A 12,087-nucleotide genomic window follows, 5' to 3' on the forward strand; every position below is an offset into this window, starting at 1 on the left:
CGCGCGTCAGGCGTGCAGATGCGCTCAAGGCCTCGGAGCCGCCCTCAACTCTCGCCCTTGCCCTCGTCCTCGCCACCCGCCTTCGGCTTCCGCAGCAAACTGCCCGCCATCCCTGCAATCAAACCCGCCCCCAGCAACAACACCACCCAGAGCAAAGGCCGGGTCCAGTCGAACGGCGCCGCCGGCGAACTCAGCGCTTCGCGTCCACCCAGCTCCTGTCCGGGACCCAATGTGGTTTCGTCAGGCCGCCACGCCGCGCCTTCGCTCTTACGCAAGGCCGTCACCGCATCGCCCACGGGCCACGCCGGACGCCGCTCGCGCGCACTGCCCACCAGCAACCGATACGGCCCCTTGCCTTCGGGCAGGAAGACGAAGCGATCCGGCCGCCAGCCCACCGACAGATGCGGCGCTTCGCGCAGCGGCGTCGCCGAATGCAGACGCAGCAGATCGCGGCGGCGCGCATTCACCTCGAGCGGCCGACGACCTTCCGTACCATCCGGGGTGACGACGAGCGTGCCCAGCGCCTCGCTGCTCATCGTGCCCTCGACCGCCGATGCATCCAGACGGGCCACACTGTCGCTCTTCCCCAGCGTGACGCGCACGGAGTTCACCGGCAACGCGGCCGGCAAGCGATAGTCGTAATCGACGCCCTGCCCGCTGCTCTTCGTGTCACCGACGGGAACGTCCAGCCAGAGCAGCTTCGCTTCGTCCTTTGCCGCCGCGTCTTCGACACTTCCCGACAAGGTGACGGACGACGTGCTGTCGATCGCCCACGGTGCTTCGCCACTCATCACACGCACGCGGTAGTAACGTGCCGGCGAACCGGACAGCTTGATCACGCGCGCATCCACCGCGCCATCGCCCTTGCCGAGCGTCACGATCGACGCGCCGCGCACGCGCGTGTTCCAGTCCTGCAAGTCGTTACTGGTATCGACGTCGACGCCGAGGTTCACGTCGTGGTCGATCGCCGCAAACTCCAGGCGCTCCGGCGCGATCGCCGAGCGCGCGTCGAACAGCCAGACGCGCGGCGTGGCGGTCGGCGCCACCGGACCCGGCTCGATCACGATGTCGCCGTTGGTGCTGCGCTGGATGCGCGCACCAGGCACGCCGTCCACCGCGGCGGGCACGGCGCGCAACGGCGCATCGAGCGTCACGGGATGCGAGGTCGGCGCGGCGGCGGTGTACGGGCCGGCGGCGACCTGCCGCCCCTCCGCATCGACCACGACGACATCGGCGAGCCCGGCATCGCGCGATGCCCAGGCGTACGCGTCCTGAGGCAGTTCGACGAGGTAGGCCTTGCCACCCTGCGGCGCCGTGATGGGCCACGCATAAGCGAATGCCTCGGGCGCCTCGGCACGGGCGCCTGCGGCAAACAGACCAAGAACAAGCAGACAACCCACATCACGACGCATGCGGTGACTCCGGAGCGATGACCGCGCCCTCTTTGGGCGGCGCGGGAGCGAGATAGCCGATAACCGTGCACAGCAGGCCATAGGCGATGAAGGACGCGATGCCGAACAGGTTGCCCAGATGTCCGCGATCCACCAGCAGCAGCTTCAGCAGCACCACGGCCATCGTGCCCGCACCGGCCATCCACAGCAGGCGCTGGCCGCGACGCGAACCGAGCACCCAGGCGACGACGCCGATCACGCTCCAGACCACGGTGAGCGAGAGTTCGGCAAGACTGGACGAAGGCATCGACGAATCCCACGGCACGCCGCCAAGGTGATGCACGGCGCGCAGCGTCATGCTGGTCGCGACGATGAAGAAGGCGACCGCGAGCGCAGCGGGCCGCGTGCGCCTGATCGCCGGCGGAACGGCCTCGTCGGAAATCGCACGTGCGGTAAACAGAAGCACCGCGATGAGCAGAAGATCCAGCGGATTGAGGACGGGAACGAAGGGCAACGGCTGCGGGCTGCCCGCGGCGGTGAGTGCGATCAGGCCGACGACGGCCATCGCCAGCACCATCGCGCCCCCGACACTGACGCGGATTTCGCGCAGGTAAATCGCCAGTGGCGACGCAAGCAGACGAGGCCACCACACCGTGATTGCCGCGATCAACAGGGTCGGCACCGAACAGGCGACGATCTGCCAGCCCTGCCCCACGCCCGCCACATGATCCAGCGCGAGCCCGATGGAAAAGGTGAACAGGGCCAGCCAGCGAAGCCACCAGACGGTGCTGGTCGCCACGCCGGCGACACGGTGCGTACCTTCGCCGCGCATCGCGAGCCAGCCGGTCACCGCCATGACGACGACTGCACCCAGGGGCCAACCGGCGAGCCATTGCACTCGCTCGTTGGCGCCTTGCAGCACGATCAGCAGCGAGAACAGGAAGGACAGCGGCACCGAGAACGCCAGCACGGCGCCGAGATCCAGCTTGCGTGCCCGCGGGCAGGCTTCCGCGAGCAACCAGCCGGTCACGCCGACCAGCGCGAGCCACGCGGCATCCACGTTCGCCGGGATGCCTGTGTCACCGGCATCGCGCACGAATCGCCCGATTTCATTGCCGAAACCCACGAACCACCATAGCCCCGCCCAGAGCAGGAGACCGACGCGCGCGAGACTGGAAACGCCCCGGGACGTGCCATGACGATCGAACTGCCATACCCCCACACCCGCGCCGACCACGAGCAGCAAGCTGCCGATGAACTCGGGATTGAGGAAGGCGGTGTCCCGGTAGCGTGTGCGGAACGCAAGAGCCAGGCACCAGGCCACGCCAGCGACAAGTTGCAGGAACACACCCGACCAGCGCGGCAGTCGACGTCCCTGCCGGAAGCCGAGCCAGATCAGGCCCGCGCCTTCGAGCGCGAAGACACTGGCGGTCACAGCGGCACTCAGCGCCAACGGCACCGCGATCGTCGCGAAGGCCACGGCCAGGACGGCCCAGGTTTCACGCAGCAGGCCCATATCCTCGCGTTTGCGGATGGCGAACGCGATGGCGATATAAAGGCCCGCGGCGATCAGCGCGGAGAGGGCCAGCGGCATCGGCTCCCAGTCGAGCAACGCGCCCTGCAAGAGCAGGCTGGCGATCGGATTGCCGAACATCAGGCAGCCGTCGAGGATGGCGCGGCGGCCCTTCGGCGAACGCAGCACGTGCAGCCACGGCACCACGAGAAAGAGCAGGAAGTGGAAGATGAGGAACGGCTCGGTGCTTTCGAACAGCGACGGGCTGTACTTCAGCACCCCCCAGGCCGTGCCGACCCCGAAGGTGGCGACGAAGCCGAGCACGTTGAGCACGCGCCACGCCTTTTTCCATGCGATGCCGAGGATGCCCAGGTTGAGCACCGCGTAATAGCTGAAAAGCGCGACGTGATTGCCCTGCCCCGACGACGCCATGATCGGCGCGGCGAAACCGGCGATCAGTCCGAGCACGGCCAGCGCCAGCGCATCCTGCAGCACCGCCAGCACACCCATACCCGCGACGAAGATCAGCAGCAGCGCGAAGGTCGGACCCGCATCGAGCAGACCATAAAGTCGGTACGCGGCGAACACGATCATCACCAGCACGCCCAGGCCGCCACCCTGCAAGGCCAGCCCGAACGAACGCCGCTTCTCGCGCTGCACCCAGCCAAACGCCACGCCAGCGATCGCCACCAGCGCCACGATGCTCAGCCGTACCGATACCGGCACCCGGAGCAAGCCGTTATCCGAGGCGTATTTCAGGAACGCGCCCACGCCGGCGATCAACACCAGCATGCCGACCTTCACCGGCACGTTACCCTCGGTAAACCAGCGCTTGCCCGCCTCGATCCACCGATCGACCAGTGAAGGCCCGGCTGGCTCAACGGGCACGGAGGGCTCGCGGGACACTGCCGGTTCACCCGACGTCCCCGGCTCTTGCCTGGCGCCAACCCTGTTGGCGATCGGCGCCTGCGAAACGGCCCCAGGCACCGACAAAGGCACCGGCGGCGGCCGTGAAGAAAACATCCCCGGCTGCCCCTCCGGTTCCGCAGCAGGCACCGGAAGTCGCGTCACACGCACCGGGTCGGCGTCAGGCCAGTCCGCCGGCGTCAGTGGCTTCGGCGTCGCAGGCACTGGCGTCGCGGACGTTGACTCCGCCGCGCCCGGACTCACCGCATCCAGCCGCGTTCGCAGTGCATCCAGCTCATCGCGAAATTGCGACTGCCGCCCCAGTAACCAGCCGATGACAGCCCCCGCGACGGCGCCGGTCCACCCCTGATCGACAAGGGCGCCGATCACCGCGCAGACAATGGCCCAGATGACGTACATACCGTTGGTCTCTCCGTAACATCCTGTGTGACGGGCGGAGTCTGGCATGAATGCCAGACGCGTAGGAGCGCGCCCTGCGCTGTAGGAGCGCGCCCCGTGCGTGTAGGAGCGCGCCCCGCGCGCGAAAAGCCCACAGAGCGGTGAAGCCGTACCCTTCCTGCTTCCTCGCGCTGTTGGCTTTTCGCGCGCGAGGCGCGCTCCTACAGCGCGCGGGGCGCATTCCCGCAGTTATTTCACCGGCTGGGTCTGGAGCACCGGGGCGTCACCGATCACGTCGGTGCCCTGCGGGGGGACGAACTCGAACGTGCTGGCCGGCACGGCGGGGTTCTTCTGCCATCCGGCGAACGAAATCTGCGTCGTGTTGCCGAGCTGATCCTTGAAGGCCATGCGGGCGAGGCCGCTGGCGTCGAACCCCAGGTCGGCAAAATCGAACTGGGGGTCCTTCGAGGTGGACTGCAGGCGCAGCCAGACCAGGCCGTCGTGCTCGCCCTGCTCGGTGACCTTGAAGTCCTTGTCCATCTGCGACAGGTCGGTCAGCACCGTGAGCGGGCTCTGCGCTTCCTCGCTGCTCTGCTTGCGCACCGTGACCTGCTCCAGGTCAGGGTCGTACAGCCATACGCGGCTGCCGTCGGCGACGATCGTCTGCTTGTACGGCGCCGTGGTCTCCCAGCGGAACTGGCGCGGGGCCTGCAGAGCCAGGGTGCCGGAGCTGACCTTGCCCTGGTCGCCATTGGCGTTGGCCAGGGTCTGACTGAAGCGGCCGGTCAGCGAATGCAGGCCCTTCGAGAACGCATCCAGGCGCTCGCGAGCCGCGCCGGTGGCGGCGAAAGTCGGCAGGCTGAGGAGGGACAGCGTCGCGGCGAGCAGGAGGCGTTTCATGGGATGTCTTCCGTAGGGTTCGGCGCGATTGTCAGCGATCGGTTTCGAACAGCGACTTAAGCATGTCGATGGCTTCTCCCGGCGAGATCTCGCCGGCCTCCATCTTCTCGCTGATGTCGGCGATGGCCTTACCGTCGCGGTGCCAGAAAGGCGCATCGCGGGTGGCGGTGTGTGCGGGGCGCGCTTCCTGACCCAGCACGACGATCTCGGCGATCTCGGTCTGTTCGGCGAAGATCACTTCCAGCGCGTCGTCGACTTCGGCGGTGTGTCCGCTCGGGTACTCGCGCGTGACGAAACAGGCGCGGCCGTCGTCGGCGCGCAGCTCCAGACCCGGGATGGACGGATTGAGTTCGAACACGCTCGTGACTTCGTCGAGCACCTCGGCCGTAGGCACGAGGTCGCCGGTGACGAGCAGGCTCCAGGGGCGCTGACGTAGCGCGCCCGGCTTCATGGTGTTCATGGGGCGATTAATCCTTGGGGGGCGGCGGCGCCAGCACTTCACGGTTACCGTTGTGCTGCGGGGCGCTGACGATGCCTTCCTGCTCCATCTGTTCGACGAGGCGGGCGGCGCGGTTGTAGCCGATACGCAGATGACGCTGCACGCCGGAGATGGACGCGCGACGCGTCTCCGTCACCACGCGCACGGCGCGGTCGTAGAGAGCGTTGTCGCTGTCGCCGTCACCGTCGGCATCCTGCGGAAGACCGGCGTCGTTGATGATCTTGCCATCGGCGGTGGACTGGACTTCTTCCAGCACGCCTTCGATGTAGTTGGGCGCACCCTGCGCACGCAGCCACTCGACGACGTTGTGCACCTCGTGGTCGTCCACGAAGGCACCGTGCACGCGCTCCGGCGTGGCCGTACCCGGCGGGAGGTAGAGCATGTCGCCGTGACCGAGCAGCGCTTCCGCGCCGGACTGGTCGAGGATGGTGCGCGAGTCGATCTTGGACGACACCTGGAACGCGATACGCGTCGGGATGTTCGCCTTGATCAGACCCGTGATGACGTCGACCGACGGACGCTGCGTGGCGAGGATCAGATGCACACCCGCCGCACGCGCCTTCTGCGCCAGGCGCGCGATCAGCTCTTCGACCTTCTTGCCGACGATCATCATCATGTCGGCGAACTCGTCGATGATGATGACGATGTGCGGCAGCGGCTCGAGCGGATCGGCCGTCATCGACGGCATGTCGGGGTTGGCGCGGAACAGCGGGTCGAGCAGCGGCTGCCCGCTGTTCTCCGCGTCCTTCACCTTCTTGTTGAAGCCACCGAGGTTGCGCACGCCCACCGCGGCCATGAGCTTGTAACGGCGCTCCATCTCGGCGACGCACCAGCGCAGCGCGTTGGCGGCTTCCTTCATGTCGGTGACGACCGGCGCCAGCAGATGCGGGATGCCCTCGTAGACCGAGAGCTCCAGCATCTTCGGATCGATCATGATCATCCGCACGTCCTTGGCGCTCGACTTGTACAGCAAGCTGAGCACCATGGCGTTGACCGCCACGGACTTACCGGAACCGGTGGTACCGGCGACGAGCAGGTGGGGCATCTTGGCGAGGTCGGTGACCACGGCCTTGCCGCCGATGTCCTTGCCCAGGGCCAGCGCCAGCGGCGACTTCACCTGGTCGTAGCGCTCGGAACGAAGGATCTCCGAGAGGTAGACGATCTGCTTCTTGGTATTCGGGATTTCCAGGCCGATGACGTTCTTGCCCGGAATGACGTCGACCACGCGCACGCTGACCACGGACAGCCCGCGCGCGATGTCCTTGTCCAGGCTGGAGACCTGGCTGCCGCGCACGCCCGCGGCGGGTTCGAGCTCGAAGCGGGTGATGACCGGGCCGGGATAGACACCGACCACACGCGCCTCGACACGGAAGTCCTTGAGTTTCAGCTCTACCTGGCGCGACAGCACCTCGAGGGTTTCCTCGGAGTAGCCGGGACCCTGCGGCGGCGCTTCGTCCAGCAGCGACAGCGGCGGGATCTCACCCTCGATGGATGCGCCGGTGAACAGCGGGATCTGGTTCTCGCGGGACGCACGCTCGCTCTTGACCACCATGGGGGTGGGCGTCTCGATGCGTACGGGCTCGCGTCTGGCCTGCTTGACGGCCTCGGCCTTCTTCACCACTTCGCGCTCGGCGCGTGCGGTGCGGGCCGCCATGACGTCCGGTGCGCGGCGCATCTTGCCGCCGAACCAGCCGCCCAGTCGCACCACGCCCTGCCCCGTCAGGTCCATCAGGCGGAACCACGACAGGCCGGTGGCGAGGGTGACGGCGATGAGGAACAGGGCCAGCAGCAACAGCGGCGCGCCCTTGTCGCCGAACGCGGCATGCACGCCGCGCCCGACCCACTTGCCGACGATGCCGCCCGGGCCTTCCGGCAAGACGGGCGAATCGACGTTCAGATACACCAGCGCGGGGCCGGTGATGAAGAAGAACACGAACCCGATCAGGCGCAGGGACGGCTCCCACGGGGCGACATTGCGCTCGCCCCGCTGACGGATCACCTCCACGCCGAGGGCCAGCAGCAGCAGCGGAAAGAAGTACGAGACCAGGCCGAAGATGTAACGGAGCAGATTGGCGATGTTGGCGCCGACCGCACCACCGAAATTGGTGGCGTGCTCGGCGACCCCCATATGGCCCCAGCTCGGGTCCTGATCGTTGTAGCTGATCAGGCAGACGAGCAGGTACAGGGCGAGCGGGAGCACCAGAAGGGCTCCCGCTTCGCGCAGGCGACGCTTGAGTTCGTCACTCAAGCCTTCGCGTTGGGCCTTGATCTGCGTCCTGGCCTGTTTCTTGACGACTTTCGCGCTGCGCGCCACTTAGCAAACGACCTCGGATCGGGTTTTCGGCATCATGCCACGCCCTGAAGCGCCGGGTGGACGAGCTTGCCGCCCTCGATATTGATACCGGCGGCCAGCGGGGCGTGATCGCGCCACGCGTCGCCGGCGGCCAGGCGCTGCACGTACGGCAGGATGGCGGCCGAAATGGCGGTCGACGAGGTCTGCGGCACGGCGCCCGGCATGTTGGTCACGCAGAAATGCGTCACGCCGTGGACGTCGTAGGTCGGCTCCTTCCAGGTGGTCGGACGCGAGGTCTCGAAGCAGCCGCCCTGGTCGATCGAGATGTCGACGAGCACCGAGCCCTTCTCCATCGTCTTGACCATCTCTTCCGTGACCACGCGCGGCGCCTTGGCGCTGGGGATCAGCACGGCGCCGACGACGATGTCGGCGTTGCGGACTTCTTCGGCCACCGAGGACTCATAGGCGTAGAGCGCGGTGACGTTGGGGCCCATGGCCATCATCTCGGCCAGACGGTCCTGGCGCTTGTCGAAGACGACGACGTTGGCACCGGCCGAGGCGGCGAGCGCGGCGGCGTTGCCACCGGCGGCGCCCGCACCCAGCACGACGACCTTGCCGCGCGGCGTGGAGGCCATACCGCCCAGCAGCTTGCCCTTGCCGCCGTTGGGCTGGTGCAGGAGCGTGGTGCCGATCTGGGTGGCGATGCGGCCGGCGATGACGGACATCGGCAGCAGCAGCGGCAGCACGCCGTTTTCGTCGACGGACTCGAACGCGATACCGGTCAGGCCGATATCCAGCAGGCTCTTGGTCAGCGCCGGCTCGGCGGCCAGGTGCAGGTAGCAGAACAGCAGGTGGTGCTTCTTGAGCAGCTTCAGATCGCCTTCGATCGGCTCCTTGACCTTGACGATCAGCTCGCCCTTTTCATAAAGGGCGGCGGCGTCGGGCACCACGGTGACGCCCAGCACGGCGTAGTCGGCGTCCGCATAACCGGACTTGGTGCCGGCGCCGGACTGGATGAAGACCTCATGGCCACGGCGGACCAGATCGGCCGCGGCGGCCGGAATGAGGGCCACGCGGCCTTCGAGGGTCTTGGTTTCGGAGGGGATACCGATGCGCATCTTGAGGAGGATCCTGAATGAACCGAGAGAAGTCGGACGAACAAAAGCCACCATGCGGGGACATGGGAGGCACCATCATGAAGCGAATGTCTTGAATCGCACCCTCGTCTTCCCCATTCTTCCGGGTCGACAACGATCTTGCGCAACCTCGAAACACGTCGCAGCAAACCTCAAGGATTATACATGAGCACCCCCAAGCACAGCCGTCTGCTGATCCTCGGCTCCGGTCCCGCCGGCTACACGGCCGCCGTCTATGCGGCGCGCGCCAACCTCAAGCCGACGATGATCACCGGCCTGCAGCAGGGCGGCCAGCTGATGACCACCACCGAGGTCGACAACTGGCCCGGTGACGAGAAGGGCGTGCAGGGACCGGAGCTGATGCGCCGCATGGCCGAGCACGCCGAGCGCTTCGAAACCGAGATGGTCTTCGACCACATCCACAGCGTGGACCTGGGCAACCGCCCGTTCCGCCTGAAGGGTGACAGCGGCGAGTACACCGCCGACGCGCTGATCATCACCACCGGCGCCACCGCCAAGTACCTGGGCATCGCCTCGGAAGAGAAGTTCAAGGGCCGCGGCGTCTCCGCCTGCGCCACCTGCGACGGATTCTTCTTCCGCGAGCAGGACGTGGTGGTGGTCGGCGGGGGCAACACCGCGGTCGAAGAAGCCCTGTACCTCGCCAACATCGCCCGCAAGGTGTACCTCGTCCACCGCCGCGACAAATTCCGCGCGGAAAAGATCATGCAGGACAAGGTGTTCGAGAAGGTCGCGGCCGGCAAGATCGAGCTGCTCTGGAACCACCAGATCGACGAAGTGCTGGGTGACGACTCCGGCGTCAATGGCGTCCGCGTCAAGGACGTCAACACCGGCGCGAAGCGCGACCTCGACGTCCAGGGCTTCTTCGTCGCCATCGGCCACACCCCGGCCACCGGCATCTTCGAAGGTCAGCTCGACATGAAGGACGGCTACATCCAGATCCAGTCGGGCACCCACGGCATGGCCACGGCGACCTCGGTCCCGGGCGTGTTCGCGGCGGGCGACGTGGCCGACCACGTCTACCGCCAGGCAATCACCTCGGCCGGCTTCGGCTGCATGGCCGCACTGGATGCCGAGCGCTGGCTCGACCAGCAGCACCTGCTGACGTGATGGCACCGCCCCGCGCCTCCCGACGCGCGGGGCACCGCGCCGCATGAGCGAGATCCGCTTCCTCGACGGACTCGGCGAGATCCCTGCCGCCGACTGGGATGCGCTCGTGCCCGACGGCAACCCTTTCGTGTCGCATGCGTTTCTCAGCGGCATGGAGACCAAGGGCTGCCTGCGTGAGGATTACGGCTGGAAGCCTTACCACCTTGCCATTTTCGACGGCGGCCGGCTGGTCGCCGCCGCCCCGACCTACCTCAAGGGCAACTCGCACGGCGAGTTCGTCTTCGACTGGAGCTGGGCCTCGGCCTGGGAACGCGCCGGTGGGGACTATTACCCCAAGCTGCTAGTCGCCTCGCCCTACTCTCCCGTGCCCGGTCCGCGCTTACTGGTGCGTGAGGGGCCCGGGGCCGACATCCATCGCAATCGACTGACCGCCGCGCTGGTGGACGAAGCCGATCGCCTGGGCCTGTCCTCCATCCACGCCAACTTCCTCGCCGAGGCCGATCTTCACGCCTTCGACGACCGCTGGCTCATCCGGGCGGACTATCAGTTTCACTGGCATAACCGCGGTTATGCCGATTTCGACGGCTTCCTCGATGCGCTGGCGCGCAAGAAGCGCAAGAACATACGACAGGAGCGCGCGCATGCGGCGGCCTCCGGCCTGACCCTGGAAATGCGCGGCGGCGACACGCTGTCCGATGCCGAGTGGAGGCAGATCCATGGCCTCTACGAGCTCACCTTCGACATGAAGGGCAACCATGCCGCACTCACGGCGCGGTTCTTCCAATACCTGGGACGCACGCTCGGTTCGAATGTGCAGGTCGCGCTTGCACGCGACGACCGTGACATCGTGGCGATGGCGCTCTTCCTCCGCAGCGCCGACGCGTTGTATGGACGTTACTGGGGCGCCAGCGTGGAGTTGTCCGGCCTGCATTTCGAGCTCTGCTACTACCGCGGTATCGACTACGCGATCCGCGAGGGTCTGGCGCGTTTCGAACCCGGCGCGCAGGGCGAACACAAACTGGCTCGTGGCTTCCTGCCGACGCTGACCCACTCGCGGCATTACATTGCGCATGAAGGTTTCCGCCAGGCCGTGGCCGATGCCCTGGTCCACGAAGCGGCTCACCGTGAAGCCTATAAAGACGAACTGATGACTCACTCGCCTTACGCGGACCGATGATCCAGCTGCCACAACTGCATCCCCAGCGCACTGGCCTGTTCCCCGACCCCGAGTCGGCACTGGCCGAGCCCAACGGCTTGTTGGCGTGGGGTGGCGATCTGTCCGCCGATCGCTTGCTGGCAGCGTATTCACAGGGCGTCTTTCCCTGGTTCAACGAAGACGAGCCGATCCTGTGGTGGTCACCCGATCCGCGCTGCGTGTTCCGCACGGACGAAGTCCACATCAGCCGCAGTCTGCGCAAGCAGCTCAACAAGTCGAACTGGCGGATCACCGCGGACACCTCGTTCGCGCGGGTGATGCGTGCGTGCGCGGCACCGCGTAACGGCCAGCCGGGCACGTGGATCGGACCGGACATGATCGCCGCTTACGAAGAGCTGCACCGGCGCGGGCATGCGCACAGCGTCGAGGTGTGGGATCGCGGGTCGCTGGTCGGCGGTATTTACGGCGTGGCGGTGGGACGCCTGTTCTGCGGCGAGTCGATGTTCAGTGCGCGCACGGGTGGATCGAAGGTGGCGCTGGCGGGCTTATGCGGTTTGCTGCATGGGTGGGGGTTTCCGTTTCTCGATGCGCAGGTGACCAACGATCATCTGCTGAGCATGGGAGCGGTGGAGATTCCAAGGCGGCCATTCATCGCGCAGGCGAGGCGGCTGGCGGCGATGCCGGGGAAAGTGGGGAGCTGGATCAGTGAGGCGATTGCGCTGCCTTGACGGGTCGCGGGTCGCGGGTCGCGCGCAGGGCGCGCTCC

At 66.9% G+C, this 12,087-nt stretch carries 9 protein-coding genes; 3 read left to right on the forward strand and 6 right to left on the reverse strand.

The annotated features are described in order from the left end of the window. Positions 1–44 precede the first annotated feature (44 nt). The 6 genes from B5X73_RS01640 to B5X73_RS01665 all read right to left on the reverse strand — a co-directional run bounded on the left by B5X73_RS01640 (position 45) and on the right by B5X73_RS01665 (position 9,019). On the reverse strand, positions 45–1,412 hold the full coding sequence (locus B5X73_RS01640; protein ID WP_176167681.1) for a DUF3999 family protein: 1,368 nt from the start codon (positions 1,410–1,412) through the stop codon (positions 45–47). Then, the gene (locus B5X73_RS01645; RefSeq protein WP_079520298.1) at positions 1,402–4,230 is read right to left on the reverse strand and encodes a DUF2339 domain-containing protein; all 2,829 of its coding nucleotides are present in this window, start codon (positions 4,228–4,230) and stop codon (positions 1,402–1,404) included. The genes B5X73_RS01640 and B5X73_RS01645 overlap by 11 nt, the downstream gene beginning before the upstream one ends. Before the next feature lie 228 nt (positions 4,231–4,458). Beyond that, positions 4,459–5,109, reverse strand: a complete 651-nt coding sequence (lolA, locus tag B5X73_RS01650) for an outer membrane lipoprotein periplasmic chaperone LolA (protein ID WP_036112657.1) — start codon at positions 5,107–5,109, stop codon at positions 4,459–4,461. A 31-nt stretch (positions 5,110–5,140) separates the two neighbouring features. After that, positions 5,141–5,569 (reverse strand): hypothetical protein, encoded by a 429-nt coding sequence (locus tag B5X73_RS01655; RefSeq protein WP_036112654.1) that lies wholly within the window; start codon positions 5,567–5,569, stop codon positions 5,141–5,143. Positions 5,570–5,576: 7 nt separating this feature from the next. Next, on the reverse strand, positions 5,577–7,856 hold the full coding sequence (locus tag B5X73_RS01660; RefSeq protein ID WP_217699721.1) for a DNA translocase FtsK: 2,280 nt from the start codon (positions 7,854–7,856) through the stop codon (positions 5,577–5,579). Between the two features lie 98 nt (positions 7,857–7,954). Beyond that, positions 7,955–9,019, reverse strand: coding sequence for an alanine dehydrogenase (locus B5X73_RS01665; RefSeq protein WP_079520300.1), 1,065 nt, complete (start codon positions 9,017–9,019; stop codon positions 7,955–7,957). Between the two features lie 183 nt (positions 9,020–9,202). On the opposite strand from B5X73_RS01665, the gene trxB reads away from it, so the two are divergent. The 3 genes from trxB to aat are packed head-to-tail and all read left to right on the forward strand — an operon-like array spanning position 9,203 to position 12,049. Then, positions 9,203–10,165: a thioredoxin-disulfide reductase gene (trxB, locus tag B5X73_RS01670; protein WP_036112649.1), complete on the forward strand. Its 963-nt coding sequence runs from the start codon at positions 9,203–9,205 to the stop codon at positions 10,163–10,165. Between the two features lie 43 nt (positions 10,166–10,208). Continuing rightward, positions 10,209–11,342, forward strand: coding sequence for a GNAT family N-acetyltransferase (locus tag B5X73_RS01675; RefSeq protein ID WP_079520301.1), 1,134 nt, complete (start codon positions 10,209–10,211; stop codon positions 11,340–11,342). Next, positions 11,339–12,049 (forward strand): leucyl/phenylalanyl-tRNA--protein transferase, encoded by a 711-nt coding sequence (aat, locus tag B5X73_RS01680; protein ID WP_036112640.1) that lies wholly within the window; start codon positions 11,339–11,341, stop codon positions 12,047–12,049. The genes B5X73_RS01675 and aat overlap by 4 nt, the downstream gene beginning before the upstream one ends. Positions 12,050–12,087 lie beyond the last annotated feature (38 nt).

The sequence above is a fragment of the Luteibacter sp. 22Crub2.1 genome (genome assembly GCF_900167995.1).
Classification (GTDB): Bacteria; Pseudomonadota; Gammaproteobacteria; order Xanthomonadales; family Rhodanobacteraceae; genus Luteibacter; species Luteibacter mycovicinus.

Excerpts from the sequence above, each read along its gene's own strand:
- B5X73_RS01640 (WP_176167681.1), bottom strand. The coding sequence starts at position 1,412 with ATGCGTCGTGATGTGGGTTGTCTGCTTGTTCTTGGTCTGTTTGCCGCA.
- B5X73_RS01645 (WP_079520298.1), bottom strand. The coding sequence starts at position 4,230 with ATGTACGTCATCTGGGCCATTGTCTGCGCGGTGATCGGCGCCCTTGTC.
- lolA (WP_036112657.1), bottom strand. The coding sequence starts at position 5,109 with ATGAAACGCCTCCTGCTCGCCGCGACGCTGTCCCTCCTCAGCCTGCCG.
- B5X73_RS01655 (WP_036112654.1), bottom strand. The coding sequence starts at position 5,569 with ATGAACACCATGAAGCCGGGCGCGCTACGTCAGCGCCCCTGGAGCCTG.
- B5X73_RS01665 (WP_079520300.1), bottom strand. The coding sequence starts at position 9,019 with ATGCGCATCGGTATCCCCTCCGAAACCAAGACCCTCGAAGGCCGCGTG.
- trxB (WP_036112649.1), top strand. The coding sequence starts at position 9,203 with ATGAGCACCCCCAAGCACAGCCGTCTGCTGATCCTCGGCTCCGGTCCC.
- B5X73_RS01675 (WP_079520301.1), top strand. The coding sequence starts at position 10,209 with ATGAGCGAGATCCGCTTCCTCGACGGACTCGGCGAGATCCCTGCCGCC.
- aat (WP_036112640.1), top strand. The coding sequence starts at position 11,339 with ATGATCCAGCTGCCACAACTGCATCCCCAGCGCACTGGCCTGTTCCCC.